Origin of the sequence: Tahibacter sp. (genome assembly GCF_032229445.1) — a bacterium.
Classification (GTDB): Bacteria; Pseudomonadota; Gammaproteobacteria; order Xanthomonadales; family Rhodanobacteraceae; genus Tahibacter.
In genome coordinates this window covers 1-17,166 of the sequence record NZ_JAVTWC010000065.1, presented here as the reverse complement: position 1 = coordinate 17,166, position 17,166 = coordinate 1, and the positions used below count along the sequence as shown (strand labels likewise).

At 66.8% G+C, this 17,166-nt stretch carries 17 protein-coding genes; all 17 read right to left on the bottom strand.

The window, feature by feature from the left end:
- Positions 1-13: 13 nt before the first annotated feature.
- Positions 14-310, bottom strand: a complete 297-nt coding sequence (locus RUU78_RS12605) for an ECF-type sigma factor (RefSeq protein WP_313917097.1) — start codon at positions 308-310, stop codon at positions 14-16.
- 197 nt (positions 311-507) lie between these two features.
- A complete protein-coding gene (locus RUU78_RS12600) occupies positions 508-1,662 on the bottom strand; it encodes a glycosyltransferase family 4 protein (RefSeq protein WP_313917095.1) in 1,155 nt (384 codons plus the stop codon).
- Positions 1,659-2,234, bottom strand: a complete 576-nt coding sequence (locus RUU78_RS12595) for an acyltransferase (RefSeq protein WP_313917093.1) — start codon at positions 2,232-2,234, stop codon at positions 1,659-1,661. Before RUU78_RS12595 ends, RUU78_RS12600 begins: the two co-directional genes overlap by 4 nt.
- Complete coding sequence (locus RUU78_RS12590) at positions 2,234-3,094, bottom strand: ChbG/HpnK family deacetylase (protein WP_313917091.1); 861 nt, start codon at positions 3,092-3,094, stop codon at positions 2,234-2,236. The genes RUU78_RS12595 and RUU78_RS12590 overlap by 1 nt, the downstream gene beginning before the upstream one ends.
- Positions 3,091-4,266, bottom strand: a complete 1,176-nt coding sequence (locus RUU78_RS12585) for a hypothetical protein (protein WP_313917088.1) — start codon at positions 4,264-4,266, stop codon at positions 3,091-3,093. Before RUU78_RS12585 ends, RUU78_RS12590 begins: the two co-directional genes overlap by 4 nt.
- 5 nt (positions 4,267-4,271) lie before the next feature.
- Complete coding sequence (locus RUU78_RS12580) at positions 4,272-5,591, bottom strand: hypothetical protein (protein WP_313917087.1); 1,320 nt, start codon at positions 5,589-5,591, stop codon at positions 4,272-4,274.
- Positions 5,588-6,799: a glycosyltransferase gene (locus tag RUU78_RS12575; protein WP_313917085.1), complete on the bottom strand. Its 1,212-nt coding sequence runs from the start codon at positions 6,797-6,799 to the stop codon at positions 5,588-5,590. Before RUU78_RS12575 ends, RUU78_RS12580 begins: the two co-directional genes overlap by 4 nt.
- Complete coding sequence (locus RUU78_RS12570; protein ID WP_313917083.1) at positions 6,783-7,871, bottom strand: glycosyltransferase family 4 protein; 1,089 nt, start codon at positions 7,869-7,871, stop codon at positions 6,783-6,785. Before RUU78_RS12570 ends, RUU78_RS12575 begins: the two co-directional genes overlap by 17 nt.
- Complete coding sequence (locus RUU78_RS12565) at positions 7,868-8,953, bottom strand: glycosyltransferase family 4 protein (protein ID WP_313917082.1); 1,086 nt, start codon at positions 8,951-8,953, stop codon at positions 7,868-7,870. The genes RUU78_RS12570 and RUU78_RS12565 overlap by 4 nt, the downstream gene beginning before the upstream one ends.
- Positions 8,941-9,840 carry an FkbM family methyltransferase gene (locus tag RUU78_RS12560; protein WP_313917081.1) on the bottom strand — a complete coding sequence of 300 codons (900 nt, stop codon included), beginning with the start codon at positions 9,838-9,840 and terminating at the stop codon, positions 8,941-8,943. The genes RUU78_RS12565 and RUU78_RS12560 overlap by 13 nt, the downstream gene beginning before the upstream one ends.
- A complete protein-coding gene (locus RUU78_RS12555) occupies positions 9,837-10,637 on the bottom strand; it encodes a glycosyltransferase family A protein (protein WP_313917079.1) in 801 nt (266 codons plus the stop codon). The genes RUU78_RS12560 and RUU78_RS12555 overlap by 4 nt, the downstream gene beginning before the upstream one ends.
- A 17-nt stretch (positions 10,638-10,654) precedes the next feature.
- A complete protein-coding gene (locus RUU78_RS12550; protein WP_313917077.1) occupies positions 10,655-12,133 on the bottom strand; it encodes an oligosaccharide flippase family protein in 1,479 nt (492 codons plus the stop codon).
- Between the two features lie 39 nt (positions 12,134-12,172).
- Positions 12,173-13,060 (bottom strand): FkbM family methyltransferase, encoded by an 888-nt coding sequence (locus RUU78_RS12545; RefSeq protein ID WP_313917075.1) that lies wholly within the window; start codon positions 13,058-13,060, stop codon positions 12,173-12,175.
- Complete coding sequence (locus tag RUU78_RS12540) at positions 13,057-14,451, bottom strand: O-antigen ligase family protein (protein WP_313917073.1); 1,395 nt, start codon at positions 14,449-14,451, stop codon at positions 13,057-13,059. The genes RUU78_RS12545 and RUU78_RS12540 overlap by 4 nt, the downstream gene beginning before the upstream one ends.
- 60 nt (positions 14,452-14,511) lie before the next feature.
- On the bottom strand, positions 14,512-14,973 hold the full coding sequence (locus tag RUU78_RS12535) for a hypothetical protein (RefSeq protein WP_313917071.1): 462 nt from the start codon (positions 14,971-14,973) through the stop codon (positions 14,512-14,514).
- Between the two features lie 132 nt (positions 14,974-15,105).
- Entirely contained in the window at positions 15,106-16,302 is a 1,197-nt protein-coding gene (locus tag RUU78_RS12530) for a hypothetical protein (protein WP_313917069.1), read from the bottom strand.
- A 44-nt stretch (positions 16,303-16,346) separates the two neighbouring features.
- Positions 16,347-16,838 (bottom strand): hypothetical protein, encoded by a 492-nt coding sequence (locus RUU78_RS12525; protein ID WP_313917067.1) that lies wholly within the window; start codon positions 16,836-16,838, stop codon positions 16,347-16,349.
- Positions 16,839-17,166 lie beyond the last annotated feature (328 nt).

The following is a 17,166-nucleotide window of genomic DNA, read 5'->3' as shown; positions in this document are numbered from 1 at the left end:
GCCCAGCAGGTCTTCACCGTCGACGGATGTGGTCGGTCAGCACGCGGCGCAGCATCGTCGCGGCGATGGCGTAGAAATGGTCGCGGTTCTGCCAGTCGACGCTACGCTGATCGGCGATGCGCTCGTAGGCTTCGCTGACGAGTTCCGTCGGCCGCAAGGTGAGCACGCCGCCGCGACCCAGCACCTGGCCGCGCGCGATATCGCGCAATACCGGATAGACCAGGCTGGCGAGCTGGTTTTCGACGTGACGATCGCCGTCCTTCCATTGCGCGAGCAAGGAGGTTATCGAGGCATCCGGTGTAGACGTCATGTGTGCGCCCCACTGCCCTGAGAACGGTCGCGACGGCCATCTTAGCGTCAGGCCGACGGCGCGCAATGCGACCTGACCCGAATTCCGCAGGATCGCGATGAGCGCCGCGAAGTCGATGCAGCACCCGGGCGAGCGCCCTGCCCTCCGGCGCGAGGACCGGAGCGGGAGATGGCGGTCAACACAAGGACCGGGAGTTTCTAGCCCGGCTCGGGCGGGTGCAGAACGATGTCGGGTAGCAGTTCCTCGTATACCGCGAGCGTGCGGGCGATCACCGAGCGCTCGTCGTATTCAGTCAGGGCGCGCTCCCGCGCGGCGAGGCCCAGGCGACGTCCCAGCGGCCGGTCGTCGTCCAGGCGCGCGATGGCCTCTGCCAGCGACCGCGCATCGCGCGCGGGAATCAGCAGGCCATTGGTTTCGTGGCGCACCACGTCGCGGCAGCCGGGCACATCGGTGGTGATCAACGGCAAGGCACAGGCGGCGGCTTCAATCAGGGACTTCGGGCAACCCTCGCGATAGCTCGGCAAAACGACGACGTCGGTACGCGCCAACAGACCTGGCATGTCCTCTACATGGCCGAGCCACTCGACCGACCCTTCGGCCGTCCAGGCCTCCACCGTGATGCGCGGTACCGACGCCGGATTGCCCTCGTCCAGCATGCCGGCGAGCTGGAAACGGATGGTCCGACCGGCCGCCGTGAGCTGATGCGCGGCTTCGACGTATTCGGCGATGCCCTTGTCCCAGAGCAGGCGCGCCGCCAGCAACACGCGCAGCGGGCCGCTGCTTGCTGCATCGCTGCGTGGGGTGAAACGGGACAGGTCGACACCCGACCCTGGAATCAGTCGGATGCACCGCGCATCAACCAGGCGACCACGGGTGCATAGCGCCACGTCGTCCGCATTCTGCAGGATCAGCCGCAGGCGCGGCCCGCCAAGCGCGGCGCGCAGCAGGCCGCGCACCAGCGGGCGAAGCAGGCGCGCACGCAGATCGCCGCTGGCGAAGACGTAACCCATGCCGGTCACTGCGCCCACGCGCGCCGGAACGCCGACCAGACGGGCTACGAACGACGCATACACCGCGCATTTGATCGTGAAGCCGTGCGTCAGATCAGGCCGTTCCCGTCGCAGCAGGCGCCCAAGCCAGAACATCGTGCGCAGTTCGCGCAGCGGATCCAGGCTGCGCCGACTCAGCGGCGCCACGATCCAGCGCAGACCCTGGGCCTGCAGGCGCGAACCGTAGGGACCGTCCGGCGAGACCAGCACGACTTCGACGCCGCGGCGGCGCAGCTCGAGCGCGAGGCCGATGCGAAAATTGTATAAATACCAATCGGTATTCGCGAACAGCAGGACTTTCATGCCGGATCGTTCGCGCCGGGCTGCGTCAGCATGCGTATCAGCCGGGCCGGTACGCCGCCCACCAGCGAATACGGAGCGACGTCGCGATTCACGATCGCGCCGGCGGCGACGACCGCACCGCGGCCGACGGTCACGCCGGGCAGGATAACGACATTGGCGCCGATCCATACTTCGTCTTCCACGACGATGGGGGCCGAGGTACGGCCGCGCCCCTTGCCCGGCACATAGTCGAGGCCGTGACCCATGGTCTCGAAGCTCACGCGCGGCCCGATCTGGACACGGGCACCTATGCGCACACCGTCGTAGACGCAGGTGAAAGCCGTATCCACGTTGAGAAACGTACCCGCGCCGATGCGGATCTGCGGACAGGCGCCGTAGGGACGCACGCTCAGCGGGCCATGGATGGTGCAGGGTCCGTCCAGCCGCACGCCGGCCAGGCGGTACAGCAGATGGCGATAGCGATCGAGTATCCACAATCGCGGCAGGTGATTGGCGAGCGTGAAGAAAACCAGCTCACGCAGGGCCCAGCGCCGCAACGCCGATGGCCGTCCCTCGTGCACATCCCGATACATCAGCGCCGTTCCTCGTCAAAGGCCTCGCGGTAGTTGCGAAGCTGCCAACCCTGCTCGGCAATGACTTGCGCCAGAGCTCCTTGCATCAGGCACTGCCACTCGGCATGGGATACGTCGCCGATGCGAGTGAGTCCATCCACATCGTCGGGCCTGCGCGACAGATGCACCATGAGCTCACAGGGAAATGCCTGGACATCACGCAGCAGGGCCCGGTAGTGACTGGCGTCCAGCCGGGAGGGCACTGCGCCCAGATCGAACACACTGGTGAAGGCCTTGTTGCTGCGCAGGCGCCCTTGCCAGCGCCGGTGATTCAGCGAAGTCATCCACGCCAGCAGGCCAGTGCGCAGTGCCCGTCCCAGGCGTGGGCGCGCGCCAACGGGGCGCGCTGCCCACGGCTGGCGCAGCGGCAAGGAACGCGCTGCACACGCCCGCGCGAGCACATCGAATACCTGCGGAAAAGCATGCACATGCTGGTGACTGTCGACATGGCTGGGCACCAGGCCCAACCGCTCGAACGCCGCCAGTTGCGCATCCAGTTCGGCCGTCAGCTGCGCGCTGTACACACGTCCCAGCATCAGACGTCGCGCCAGTACACCGCGCGCGGGAAACGTGCCGTCGGGCAGTAGCAGGCCCGGGATTTCGCAAGGATCGGCGCTGGGCCGGCCCAGCGTCAGATTGAAATGCAGGCCCACGCCGAGCCCCGGATGCCGCAGCGCCAGTTGCGCCGCCGCCGCGGCCGCGGCGCCGTTGACCATGAGCGTGGTGCTGGACAGGCTGCCTGCGGCATAGGCATCGAGGATGGCCGCGTTCACACCTTCGCACAGACCAAAATCATCGGCATTGACGATCAGCGTCTTCATCGCCGTTCCTTCCACCATTTGCGCAGGTAGAGCAAGGGCTCGGCCAGCGCCGGCAACGGGTCGCGCGGGTCGTATACCGCCCAGGTTCTGGCCGTGCAGGTGCGAGCCGCCGATACGTCGGGGGCCGGGAAAACGAAGGCGTGTCCGTGGCGTCGGTAGAACCGCGCCGATGCCAGGTCCTTGAGCGCATAGCGCCAGACGACCCCGTCGCGTTGTGGAGAATTATCTATTGGCATGGCGCCGCGCAAATCACGCCAGGCGGCGTCGACGATACGCTTTCCGGCCGCATGGCTGAGCTGGAACCACAGCGTCGGACGCGGGTTGATCTCGATGATCTTCAGCTGCCCATCGCGTGGATCACGCTTGAACTCGGCACCGAAGATGCCGCGCAGTCCGATCGCACGGATGAAGTTCGCGGACAGCTCTGCGGTCTCAGCACAGGTTTCGCTGATTGCCAGGCTGGCCGATCCGAAGCCTGGCGGATACTGGCGCAGCTTGCGCGCGGTGAACGCCTGGAGGATCTCGCCCGTACGGCTCGCATAGCCCGCAAACAGGGTGATCTGCGATTCGGGGCCAGGTATCACTTCCTGCACCAGCCAGCCGCCGACGTCCTCAGGCACCAGCGACAGGCATTCATCCAGCTCCGCCGGCGTGCGCGCCAGCACCACCTTCTTGCCACGCAGATAGGCGCGGGCACGATGGATGAGGGCAGGTTTGAGAATGCACGGAAACGTGATCTGCTCCGACATCTGCTGCAGCGCCGCCCTGTCACGCACCTCCCACACGGCCGGCACCGCCATGCCGTGGCGCTGGCACAGGCGATGAAAGCGCTGCTTGTCCAGCAGTTCGCCGGCGATGCCGTCGTGGCAATCCGCGAAACGGAAATTCGCTGCAAGCGCGGCCCCATGCCGGCCGACGAATTCGATGTAGCGGTCATTGGCAGGCAGCAGCACCGGCGGCTCCACCTGCCGACTGGCCAGCTGCTCGAGGCGCCGCAGCAGGTCCTCGTCTGCGTCCACGCGCCAGCACGCATGCAGCGTGCGCGAATGGGCGCCACAGGCGGGACCGGAATCCACGCCCAGTACGCGCCGGCCGGCACGATGCAGCTCGCGGCAGGCGAAAAGGCCAGTCGGCGACAGGCCCAGCACGACGGCGTCAATGGGGCCGGTCATGTGGGCTAAAGGTCCAGACGCTTGAGCGTGCGATAGATCAGCCCGCGTCCGTGGACGAAAGCGCCGCACACCATGAAGGTCAACAGCAACGGCAGCGCCTGCATTCGCCAGCGGAACATCGCACCCATGTTGGTGGCGGCCGAGCCATACACCGCGAGCAGACCGAATGCGAATACCGCGAGCGGCAATGAAGCCTGCCGCGCATGGTGCCAGCTATACCTCAGACCCCGCGCCAGGCTGGGCAGCAGAAACAGGAACATCAGGACCTCCGGCAGCGCCATCAGCTGGCGCAGGCTGCCAATCTGGGTCAGGTCGATGGAGACAAAAAAGAAGTAGATCGCCGCGGCCAGGGCGCGAAACGTGGAACCTGCACTCTCGCCCCAGACGGCATCTTCGGGAGCGTCGAAGAACGCGCCTGTGCCGTGGCTGATGTTGATGCGCGACTGGTTGATGTACTCCAGATCGAAGTAGTGCGACTGGCGGATGTAGTCCATGCCGAATACGCCGAAGCCGGCGGCGTAAGTCGACACGCCGATCAGCGCGACAACCCCGGTCATCGTCGCCAGCAGCGGGATCGTGCGCCGCCCTTCCACGGGGGTATAGGAAATCACGATCAGGAAGACGCTCACGAAGAACAGATACTCGCGCACGCCCAGGAGCATGAGCAGGCTGAACGCCATGGCGGCGAGAGTGCCGGCGCTGAAGCGGCGGCGCAGGCGCACGACGGCGAGAACCAGCAGCGTTACGCTGAAGATCGAGAGCGGGTCCTTGAGCATGAGGCAGGACCAATAAATGAAAGAAGGGAAAAATGCGACCAGCAGCGCGGTGACGCGCGCGAGCTTTTCCACCCCGTACACCTCCAGCACGAGGCGGAACACCACCAGCGGCGTGAGCGCGCCGAGCAGGATGTTGATGAGCTGGATATACAGCGGATCGGGTCCGAGCACGTAGTACACCAGCCCGGTGAACTGGAACCAGCCGTTGTCTATCCAGTTGGGCGCGTTGAAGAAGCCGCCGCGCATTTCCTCGGCGATGGCCAGGGCTTCCTCGTGATAACGCAGGGAGTCGGGGCTGAGGCTCAGGCTGCGGATGGCGTCGGTGACGCTGATCAGCACAACGCCGATAAGGCGTACCACGAAGGCGCCCGCGAACAGGCGCCCGAGGAAGCGACGCGCTGCCGCACTCGGGAGCGGCGAATCGCAACGCGCCATGGCCGCCGGGATGCGGGCCGCCGGCCGTGCCGTGCGGCGCCGGTCCATGCCCCAGACAATGCCGAGCGCCAGCACCAGAACGACCGCAGCGATTTCCAGCACGATTTCGATCATGGCCGCCGATCCTCGGCGAGCAGCATGCGATACACGCCGTCATAGCGATCGACGCCTTCCCGCAGCGAAGACTGCGACACCGCGACTGCACGACAGCGCGCCGCAAGCCCGCCATCGCTCCAGAGCGACTGCAGGTGGCAGAACGACTGCCCGATCGTGCCGGCATCGAAGTCGCGCAGGAGAAATCCCACGCGGCCGTCCCCGAGCAGCGCGTCCATGTCGCCGATACCGGCATTGCCCACTACGGGAACCCCCGCGGCCAGGTATTCACCGACCTTGGTGGGGCAACTGGCGAGCTTGGAGAAGTGCGGACGGATGAAGGACAGGGCTACGTCGAAACGCGCAATCTCCGCCGGCACCTGGTCCGGTCGGCAGGCGGCGATCCCGATGCTGTCCTGCGGCAGTCCGTGCCGTGCCGCCAGCGCCAGGACCGGCGCTGCGTCGCTACGCGATACGAGCCGCAGGCGGCTGCCGGGAAACCGGGCAAGCGCGGCGGCGAAATAGCCCACGATCTGTTCGGGCAGGTATTCGGCGCTGAGCGAACCGACATAGCCGAACACCCGCTGCGAGCCAGGCGCGCGCGACCCCGGTACGAACCGGTCCGTGTCGACGCAGGTCGGGATCGTCGTCATGGGCGGCGGCGAACGACCGCGCCACACCGGGAATTCGCGCAGCGCACGCGCGCCACGGTCGCTGAGGGAAATGATGGCGCCGCTCGCGCGCAGCACCCGTCCTTCCAGCTGCTTGGCCAGGCGGTATACGAGGCCGCCTTCGCGCAGGCGGCCGCGATAAACTTTTTCATCGACCCAGAAGCCGCGCAGATCGTTGACGAACGGCAGACCGGTCCGGCGTGAGAGCCGCCATGCGATCAGCGCCGGAATGAAGCTGCGGGCATGTACCAGGCGCGTCGCCCGGGTGCGCAGCAGGCGCCGGGCGATGGCCGCGCCGTTGAGCACATCCAACAGCGAGGACAGCGCGCCCCAGCGACGATGGGCAGGCACGCCGTGCCAGGCAATGCCGAGAGCGGCAAGGCGCGCGCGCGTTGCCGCGACGTCCGCCGTTCCCGTGGGCGGGCGCTCGAACGTCAGCAGGGTGAAGCGATATCCGCGCTGCGAAAGGCAATGCAGATAGTTCAGCACCTGAGAGTGCACCAGCGGCTCGTCGATGCCGTTGTACGAGATGTAGAGCACGTCAATGACGTCGGCCACGGGCGGCTACCTCGCGCAGGATTTCGACGAACCGCTGGCCTTGCTGTTGCAACGAAAAGCGCGCCTCCACGGCGTTCCGCGCGGCGGTCCCGACGCGTGCGCGCAGGCCGGGGTCTGCGATCAGCCGCTGCAGCACCTGATGCCACTCCTGCGGTTCGCGCACCAGGAATCCTGTTTCACCGTCGCGGATCAGCTCGCAGTTGAAACCGATGCGGGTGCAGACGGCCGGCAATCCCACCGCCATGTAGGTGCGCGCCTTGCCGCCGGATTTTCCGAGCGACCATTCCTCCAGCGGCAGTGGCATCAGGCCGATGTCGAAATCGTGCAACTGCGCCAGTTCGGTATCGAGGTCCCACGGCACGTGTTCGACTGCGATCCGCGTGTCGGCAAAGCGTCCGCCGCCGACGATCCGCAGCCGTAGCCCGTCGTGTTCGTGGCACAGCGCACGCAGCGGCTCGCGGATGAGTTCGAGGTACTTCTCGGTGCTCGGCGAACCCAGCCAGCCGAGCACCACCGACGACCGGTCACGCAGCGTCGTGCGCGCCGTGTAGCGCTGCAGGTCCTCCGCCACGTGGAAGGTGCGCGCATCGGCGCAATGCTCGCCTGCTCGCTCGCGCAGCCAGTCGTTGCCGGCCAGCACGCAATCGGCCAGGCGGAAAATTTCCAGGAGCCGATGCGGCCGCTTGAACACGTCGGCCAGCGGGGTGTGCGGGCTCGGCTTGAACAGGAACAGTGCGTCGTCGTAGTCGAAGATCAGCGGAATGCCGCGCCGACGCAGTACGCGTTCCAGCCACGGCGCGCCGAACGGCAGGCATTCACGCTGCAGGAATACCAGGTCGTAGCCGCCCGCACCGAGCACGGTGGCCACGCGGCGCGCTATCGCCCAGGCGGTATGCAGGGCTTTCAGTGGCGTGCCGCCACGGCGATTGATGGCCCGGTAGGCACGCGTCGCCATGAACGGCTGCACGCGGTAGCCAATCCCCGCCGCGTCGAGGTAAGGCAGATACTGGTAGACGCGATAGCGGCTGCTTGCGCCCTCGGCCGGATACTTGGTGAGGAAGAGCACTTTCACGGTGCGCCTGGCCGGCCGACGACTTCCTCGAACAGTTGCACCAGCCGGCGCGCATTGACGGCGGGATCGTGATGCATTTGCGCATAGGCCTGCGCACGCGCGCCCATCTGTGCCCGCGTTTCCTCATCGGCCAACAGGTTGCGCAGATCGCGTTCCAGCCCGGACAGGTCGCCGGGAACGCTGCCGAGGCGCTCGCGAGTGATCGTGCCGCCCGGGTCGAAATACAGCGACAGGGTCGGCGTACCCTGCAGCCAGGCCTGGATGAAGTTGTTGCCGAAACCTTCCGGGTCGCAGGTGTGGACCAGGGTCGCGGCCGCGGCCAGCACGCCGTTGACCTCGGCCGGCGTCCTGGCGCCGAGGTAGTGAAAGTTGGCCGGCAGGTCCGCGCCGTGCGCGATCCAGCGATAGCGGGGACTCACCAGGTCTCCGATCATGAGGAAATCAACGTCCAGATCGACGCAGCGCCGCGCCAGTTCGACGTAGGCGCCCGGGTTCTTGTAGTCCTTGATCTGCGCCACCCACGCGACAAAACGGCGCGGCCACTGGAATGGCAGCGGCGACGCTTCCATCGAGTCCGGGATATGGCGGCGCAGCCGCACGGGCAGACGCGCCGTGTAGTCCGGATTGAGCGACACGGCCGCGGCTACCCAGCGCAAACCACTCCAGTTCCACCGGCTCCTGAGGCACTGCCAGGTCACCGAGGCCAGCCGCCGCGGCGTCCAGCGTGCGTGTTTGGCGTGGTAGCTGAAAGCCCTGACGTCCTGCAGGCTCGAGGCCGCGAAAACGAGCGGCACGCCGGCGCGCGCGGCCGTGCGCGCGGTAGTGCGCAGGCCTGCCTTGTTGTGCCGCAAGTAGATGACGTCGGGCCGCACCCGGGCGATCAGGTCGGCGGTCTGGGCCGCATCTCCCGACGTCCAGGTTTCGATGGCATAGGCTGTCGGCGGCGTCCCGGCCACCCCACCGGCGGCGCCGTAGCACACGTCGTGACCCATTGCCGCAAGTTGGCGGGCCAGCAGGTCGCACTGGATCTCGATGCCGCCGAGTGCACGGCTGAGGTGCTTGGCGAGGATCAGCACGCGCATTGCGGCCGCGCCGACGCGATGACGAGGGCATGGCTGCGGTCGTCGGGACGGGCCACGGAGCGCACGGCGAGATTCCAACCTCGCACCAGGCGATAGACCAGTTTCGCGAGGCGATTCCGGTACGGCGAGGCGTTCGCCTCCAGCACGTAGAAATGACCGTAGCCCCATTGGCCCAGCAGGTCGACGATGGCATCGCTGCCACCCGCACCGCCCGCGTGATGGGATTCGAACAGCACCAGCGGCTGATGTTGCAGCAGCGTCTGCTGCAGGCCGGCCAGGGCCTGCATCTCGTGGCCTTCGATGTCGAGCTTCACCAGCAGCAGCGGCAGCTGCGCTGGAATCGCACCATCGAGTACAGCGTCGCCGCGCTCCAGTTGCACAGGAAAGCTGCGGGTCGCCGTGGCCGCGAGCGTCTGCGTCACGCCGGAACGGCCGAGGTTGCCTTCGAGGTTGGCGTGGAAGGTCATTGACGTCGACGTGTCGCTGAGTCCCAGTGCAAACAACCGTACATTGTCCACCTGATTCATCAGCATGTTCGCCTCGAACAGCTTGATGCAGACCGGGTTGGGCTCGAAGGCATATACCTGGGCGAACCGCCGCGACAGCCACAGGGAATGGTTGCCGATATTGGCGCCGACATCCAACGCGGCCCCGCTGCGAAACGCGTCCGCGTCGGCGGCGAGGAAGTGATCGAAGATTGCCCGCAGCAGTACATCTTCGTACCAGCCGTGGGCGATGACGTGATCACCGATGTCGTCGCCGGGGAAGCAGGCGATGCGCGCTGCACCCTGTCGCCTGCGTCGCTGCGCGAGCAGGCGGACCAGGGCGCTGCGCACCAGACGCGAGATATACGTGACCGGCTTGAGCTGAACGAGCACGCGCGTCATGTCAGCCCCAGACGCCGCAGCGCCAGCAAGGCCAGGCGCAGCGGGAACCGGATCAACTGCCTTGCCAGCAAGCGCCAGGCCGCGAACGAGAAAGGCCGGCGCAGGGTGATGATCGCGGGCTTGGTGACGTAGCTCACGCAGGTGACGAGATCGGGGGCCGGCCCACGCTTGCGCAGCGTAAGTCCGTCGGCTGAATAGCTGGATACCTTGGTGATCCGGTTGCTCGCGTAGAAGCCACCGCTCCGGGCCAGGCGAGCCAGGAAGGTCCACTCGCGCTGGTAGCGGCCCCACGTCGAGAAGCGCACGCCGACCAGACGCCGCGCCGCAACCACATGCATCACATCGGCACCGAAAAGGCGGCGGATCTGCATGTCGTCGTACCAGTCGTAGACGCCGTCGGCAGCAGGCCAATGTTCGGATCCGGGCAGATTGCCTCCCGTGAAACGGCAGCGGCTGACGAACCACCCCACATTTTCGTGCTTTTTCCACATATCCGTAACATAGCAAAAGAAATCCGCGGTGACGGTGTCGTCATCGTCGACGAACGCGACGAGGTCGACCGCCTCGGACAGTACGATATCGAGCGCAATGTTGCGCGTGATGAGCGGGCCGAGGTTGCGCGGGTTGCGCCGGAACGCCAGTCGCCCCGGATGCGCGCCGATGTCCGCTTCGGTGATGGGCGGATCGGAAGCGTCGTCGACGATGACATGAATCCAGTCGAGCGCGGTGTCCTGTTGCTCCAGCGCGCGATGCAGCCGCTGCAGGCTGTCGCGCCGATTGTGACTGGCGGTCAGCACGCCCAACCTCGGCGCGGTCATGGCAGCACCGCGCGGCGGCGCAGCAACCTGGCCCAGCCCTGGGCCGCGAGGTCGCGAAAGCGCGGGTCGGTCCAGGCCAGTCCGAACCATATCGCCAGGACGGCCGCGCCCAGGGCGTAGCGCCACAGCGGGGCCGGCGCCTGCGACAAGGCGCCCGCCGCCAGGGCGACGGCGAGGATGCCGGCAGCCATGGCCCGCAACGAAGGCCCCGCGAACTTGAAGGAAAAAGTGTGCCGCGCGCACAGGTATACCGCTGCCGCGCTGAGGGCCTGAGACGCCAGATAGGCGCCGGCCACGCCCATGAGTGCGTAGCGCGGCAGCAGGATCCCGCTCAATGCGAGGAAGGCGCTCGCCCACAGCACGTAGGTCAGCGTATACGCCAGCAGCCGTCGCCGCGCCAGGAACGCCATGCCCATGGCCTCGGCCAGGACCCGGAACAGATCGCCCGGCAGCAGGAGGAGGAGCAGGGCCGCCGCGGGGCCGAACTCGGCACTGAACAGCAGGGCCATCAGATCATCTCCCAATGCCATCAGGGTGATGATCAGCGGCGGCAACAGATAGAAGTACAGGCTGATCGCCTCGTTGATCCGGGCCTGCAGATCCTCGTCGCGACAGGCCACCAGGCTGGGAAAGTAGAAGCTGCTGGCGGATGAATAGATAGCACCAAAGTACACACTGGAAACTTTCCACGCCACGGAAAAAATGCCGTTTGCGCCGAGCCCGCGCGACGCAATGATCCAGCGCGACACGATGACGATGGTGAGCACGCCCACGGCCACCATGAACAGGCCGTTGATGCCATAGCCCGCGTTGGTGCCGACTTCGCGCCAGGAGAACGTTGCAGCGCGAGGCAGGATCGCGGTACCGGGCAGCGCGCGCCGTACCGTGGCGATCTGCAGCATCAGTTTCAGCAACTGCAGTCCACTGAACGCCAGGGCCGCGCCGAACAGGTTCAGGCGCAGCACCAGAATCACGAAGAGCGCGAGGCCCAGGACGTCTGACACGACCTGGGCGGTAACGATGGGGCGGACCAGCTGACAGCCACTGAGCAAACCCCGGTAGGTCTGCGCCATGATCGCGAGGGGCACGCTGATCAGCGTGATGGCGACCAGGGAAGCATGCTGTCCGCCATCGGCGAACAGGGCATTGGAGATCGGCTGCGCCAGTGCCACGCTCGCGGTGGCGCCCAGGCTCGCGACCACAGTCAGAAAGATGAGCGATGTGGACAATTGCCGCACCAGCGCCTCGCGGTCGTCTGTGCTGCGCGCTTCGGCGATGCGACGCACGATGCCGTTGTAGAAGCCCAGGCCCGCAAGGGAATACAGCAGGTTCCACGCATTGGTGAGCTGATTGAGGACCCCCGTGCCCTCGGGCCCGAGCAGGACCGCGCCGAGCTTGCCCTTGGCCACCTGCGTGAGCGTGCCGATGACGGAGCCGGCAGAGAACAGTGCGATTGCCTTGGCAAAGCGTTTCACGGCGCGCCCTGCCGGGAAGTACCTCGATGGCGCACGCCGTCACAGCGCATCGACGGACGCAATGATGTGGCCATGGAAGCGATCTTCCGGCTGATTCACGCGGACCACTTCGAGGTTGTAGCCACGCGTCATGCGCCGCAGCAGTCGCAGCAGCGGGCCTGAACGGCGCTCCGTGTCGCTTTCCACGACATACGTATGCCGGTACCCCAACCGCTGCAGCGTGCCGAGAATCGCTGCGCTGCCGTCCGGCCCCTGGGCGCCGCCGCTCTCGAACAGCACCAGCGGCTGGTCGTTTCGCAGGGTGTGCTCGAGTCCGCGCAAGGCAGCGTGCTCGTGTCCCTCGACATCGAGCTTGATGAGTCGGACCGGCGACAGACCAGCCACCTGTGCCAGCACGTCGTCGCCGCGCAGAAGCCGGATCGGAAACGATTGTGTGGCGCCGGCCTGTGCGGATTGGCCAAGGCTGGAGCCGCCGAGGTTTCCCTGCAGATTGGCGTGCAGCAGCGCCTGCCCGTCGTGGTCACTCAGTGCATGCGCGACCAGCGTGACGTTCGGCAGCCTGTTCATCATGACGCTGGCTTCGAACAGCCGCACGCAGACCGGGTTGGGCTCGAACGCGACGACCTGCTGGAAGAACTGCGAGAACCACGTGCTGTGATTGCCGATATTGGCCCCGACATCGAGCACCGTGCCGGTGCGGAAGGATTCGAGTCGCTCGGCAAAGGTGTTTTCGAAAAGACAGCGCAGGACCAGGTCGTCATACAGCCCGTTCGCGACGACGTGCCTGCCGATGTAGTCGCGCGGAAAACAGGCGATCTGCGCAACGCTTCCAGGGGCCGCGACGCGTGCCAACCAGCTCGCGCAGGCATTGCGCAGGCGCCGGTGCAGGTAGGCGGGCAAGCCGAGCCTGAGTCGGGAATGGATCACGTGGCGGCACCCGAGGCGCGCGCTGTCCGGCGACGCGGTGCCTGCGTCCGCCCGGCCGTCGCGGCTTCACCGGAGCTGGCACGGGAGGTATCGGGGGACGACGACGGCCCCAGCATCACGCCGAAGAGAGTCAGCGCCACCATGGCCACGAGCGGCACGCGCACCGGGTAGTCCACCCATCCATGGACCAGCAGCGCAAACAACCCCAACGCACAGGCCCACTGCACCCCATCGCCGCCACGCCGTGCGTGACGCCACAAGCCCGATGCGATCGCCGTCACCGCGGCAAGATAGAGCCCGATACCCAGGGCGCCGAATTCGAACAGCAATTCCAGTGCATCGTTGTGCGCGTGGTTGACGTACACCTTGTCCAAGGTGGCCAGAGTGTCGAAGCCGGGGAAGATACTGCCGAAGGTTCCGGGTCCCGCGCCGAGCGGGAAAAAGTCCAGCGCCGCCGCCAGCGATCGCTGCAGAATGCCCAGTCGGCCGTCGACTGTGCCCAGTTCGATTCCACTGAACAGCTGATTTGGCGCGAAAAGCAGTATCACCGCGAGACCCAGGCCCGCCGCGCCGCCTCCGACGAGCAGTCCTCGCGATACGCGCCGCTGATGTAGTAACCAGGCGCCGAAGAGGCACCCTTCCATGAACAGCAGACCCGCTGCCGCGCGCGAGCGCGAAGCCACCAGCGCTATCGACACCAGGAGCAGTCCCAGCATCCCCACCATGCGCCAGCCGGCATGCGCAGGACGTTGCCAACCCAAGTTGCCGCTACACGCCAGGACGGCCAGCAGGGGCAACCCCAGGAGCAGCAGGCTGGCGAAATGGTTGCGGTTCGCAAAGCCGCCGCTGGCCCGGTATTGCCCTTCGGCGCCATAGAACACGAGCGCGCCGCCTGTATCACCGGACAGCTGTGCCAGGCCCCATAGCGATTGCAGTAGCACGATGCCGAGGATCACACCGAGCAGGCGTACCCGCTGCGCAGCTTTCAGGCGCAGCACTGCCAGGAACAGGGCCAAGGGGGGAATGAGCTTGAGCAGAGCCTGCCAGGTGTCGTCCGCGGCAAGCGACACCGCGGTCCAGTGACCAGGCCCCAGTTCAACGATGGCTGGCTGCAGGCGGATGTCGCGGCCCGGCAAGTGCGCTGCCCATTCCAGCGGCAGAGGCAGCAGGTAAGCCAGAGGCAGCGCCCCCAGGATCAGCGACACCGCAATCATCCGCTGCGTCTGCGCATCGGCGTGCAGGTGCCGGTGTGGCCATAGCGCCAGCACGAACACCGGCAGGCTCAGCAGCGCCAGTGCACCGTCACGCCAGGAAAAGAAGGACAGACCGCCCAGGATCGCCGCCATGCCGAGCAGCAGCCAACAGACGATCTCCAGCACCGTGATGCGCATGGCGCCGCGTAAGGCTTCCTCGTTGACCGTGCTATGCGCCGGCGGGGCGGCCAACACAGATCAGCGGCTGACGGGTTCGCGACCGCCGTCGTCGCGGTTGTGGTCCCATAGCCATAGCAAGGGGAGCAGGATGGCCGCTGCCACTGCGCCTCTCTGCCCGGCACTCATCCCCGAGGCCACGGCAACGTCGGGGTCGCCGAGGGCCTGTCGGAACGAGCGCGGCTGCGCGGCTGCCTCATCGCAACCCGAAGTGGCGCTGATCGTAAGCGTGGAGTTTTCCGCCAGCCGCTGGCTGCATCCGTCGGCAAAGTCGATGAGGACGTCGGAACGGGCCATGGTCATGAGACGGTCGCCCGGCCTGAGCGGGGCGCCGCGTACCGCAGGCCCGATTTGCGCGCGCTGGGCGAGCATCACTTCGCCAGTCACGGCGGCAACGGTAGCTACAGGGACATCCGGCGATACGGGCTGGGCACTGGCCGTAGAACAGAACACTGCGAGCGCGAAAACGAGACTGATCTTCATGCGGGCCTCCCGCGTTTTGTGGCTGTGCCACAACGATATTTGTATCGAATGAATCGCAGTCTAGTTCCCGCCCCAGACCGAAGCAAGGCGATGGCGAGCCCTGCCATGAAGCCTTACTAGGCCGGCGGAAGGCTATTGCACTTCGATGCGGAAATTGTCGAACCAGACTGTACCGCTGAACGCCTGCTCCGCTGCGCCGCGCGCACGCGCGGCGAGTTGCAGGAGCTGGGCCGGGCACCCGTCGTCAGGCACATCAAGGTCCAGAGCAAAATCAGACCAGTCGTGGTCGCGCGCCAGAACGATCGGCGCGGCTACCACCAGACGCGAGGGTTTGGTCAGGCAGTAAACCCGCCATTCCAGACCTCCTGCGCTACCGAAGTCCTGCGCGCGGACCTGGCCGAGCACGCGATACCCGCCAGGCGGCAGCAACAGGGTCTGCGCCACACCGATTTCGACCACGCGTGCCCCGCCGAAGCGTAGCCGCAGGACGTTGCCATGGGCGACACCGCCATCTTCCACCGCCACGGCCACGCCGGGTGTGGAGCGCAGGGTCCAGTCGAAGGCGGCGCCGCTTGCGGGCATCTCCAGACCGCCGTTGTGCGGCATGCTGGCACTTGCCCGCAACGGCGGCATTACCGAGCGCCACAGCAGGTAGGCGCGTTCGAAATCGCCGCCGTGCACCAGGCGGTTGACGAGGTCGCGCGCTTCACTCTCATCCACGGGCGCGGCCCCGTTACGCAGCGCGTATACGATTTCTGCAAAGGGATAAAGGGACTTTTCGTCTCCTTTCCTGCCCACGTATTCCGCAAAAGATCGGCGCCAGGGCGGTCGCCGCTCCAGCGTCCGGGCCAGTTCCACAGCGCTCGCCTCGGTTTGCAGCCACTGGGCGAGGATCGGAAACAGGTTTCGCGCCTGTCCGGGGGACACGCGCAACAGGGCATCGCAATGATTCATGGCGGTGGCGAAGTCGCCGCGGGCGGTGGCGTCGTCGGCCAGCCACGCCAGCGCTTCCACGTCCGCCGGGCGAAGCTGCGCCGCAGCGTGCCAGCGCCGCCCGGTCAGCACCGGATCGTCCGGATCCAGCCAGGCCAGAGCGCGGAACATGCGCCCATCCGCCGGCCGCTTCGCCAGAACGCCGAGCACCACCTCGCGCGCGCGCGCGCCCACTTCAGGTCCCTCATCCGCCGCCTGCCTCGCCAGCACCAACGCGGCCGCCGAGTTACTTGCGTCGAGCCTTGACGCGAAGGCGGCGTCGTCCACCGCGTACAGATTGGCCAGGCCAACCGTGACCGCCTTCCAGGCCATGCAGGCGGCCGCGGCCAGCAGCACGCACTTCGTCACGGCCCTGCGTGCGCGAGTGACCGGCGCGGCCACTAGTCCACCACCGTGTGGTCCAGCCGCGTGATGCGCATGCCGTCTTCTCCGCCCCTGAGCTGCAGCCTGATCCGGCCGCGGGTGCGGTGCTCGGGCTTGTTGGCGTGTGGGCCGACCCAGGCTTCGTAGCGGCCATTGCCGGCGGCACGGTCGCCATCGATCTCCCAGCGCAAATCAGACAGGTTGATCCACCGCAGCCGGCGCCGGTCGAAAAAGCGGCGATAGTCGCTGGCGAGCCCGGCGTAGTCGCTGTCGTTGCTGATCGCCTCTGCGCTGAACAACGCAAGGAAGTGCTCCACGTCATCGGCTGCGTACAGGCGCTGGAAGCGCTCAACGAATTCGCGCAGATCGCCGCCAGACAAGGAGGCGCGTGCCTGCGTCGTCGCGGGTGCTGGCGTCGCCGCGCGTACTGGCGTCGCCTCGGGAACCGGCAGAGCCGGTTTCTGCGCCGGCGCCTGCACGACAACAGGCCGGCTGTCGGGCCGCGACACCGCAGTCACCCGGCTGCTCTCGCGCCGCTTCGGCAGCGCGCTCGCCGAAGCGACGTTTGTGGCGAGACTTGGCTGTGCAGGTGCCGTGACCGAGGCCGGCGGCTTCGCGGTGTTCTGCGGGGGGAGTTCGGCGCTGACGGGCTCCGGCGGCGAAGGCGCAGGGAGCGCTGGCGGAACCGCGACAGACGCGGCAACTTCGGTTGAAGCACTCGATGGCATGGCCGGCCTGGCCGGCAACGGCGTTCCCAGCTGCTCGGCGGGTTGCGGGAGATGCGCGGCAGAAGCAGGCAATGGAATCGGCAGGGGATCCGCGTCCATCGACGCTATC

Excerpts from the sequence above, each read along its gene's own strand:
- RUU78_RS12605 (WP_313917097.1), bottom strand. The coding sequence starts at position 310 with ATGACGTCTACACCGGATGCCTCGATAACCTCCTTGCTCGCGCAATGG.
- RUU78_RS12600 (WP_313917095.1), bottom strand. The coding sequence starts at position 1,662 with ATGAAAGTCCTGCTGTTCGCGAATACCGATTGGTATTTATACAATTTT.
- RUU78_RS12595 (WP_313917093.1), bottom strand. The coding sequence starts at position 2,234 with ATGTATCGGGATGTGCACGAGGGACGGCCATCGGCGTTGCGGCGCTGG.
- RUU78_RS12590 (WP_313917091.1), bottom strand. The coding sequence starts at position 3,094 with ATGAAGACGCTGATCGTCAATGCCGATGATTTTGGTCTGTGCGAAGGT.
- RUU78_RS12585 (WP_313917088.1), bottom strand. The coding sequence starts at position 4,266 with ATGACCGGCCCCATTGACGCCGTCGTGCTGGGCCTGTCGCCGACTGGC.
- RUU78_RS12580 (WP_313917087.1), bottom strand. The coding sequence starts at position 5,591 with ATGATCGAAATCGTGCTGGAAATCGCTGCGGTCGTTCTGGTGCTGGCG.
- RUU78_RS12565 (WP_313917082.1), bottom strand. The coding sequence starts at position 8,953 with ATGCGCGTGCTGATCCTCGCCAAGCACCTCAGCCGTGCACTCGGCGGC.
- RUU78_RS12560 (WP_313917081.1), bottom strand. The coding sequence starts at position 9,840 with ATGACGCGCGTGCTCGTTCAGCTCAAGCCGGTCACGTATATCTCGCGT.
- RUU78_RS12540 (WP_313917073.1), bottom strand. The coding sequence starts at position 14,451 with ATGCGCATCACGGTGCTGGAGATCGTCTGTTGGCTGCTGCTCGGCATG.
- RUU78_RS12535 (WP_313917071.1), bottom strand. The coding sequence starts at position 14,973 with ATGAAGATCAGTCTCGTTTTCGCGCTCGCAGTGTTCTGTTCTACGGCC.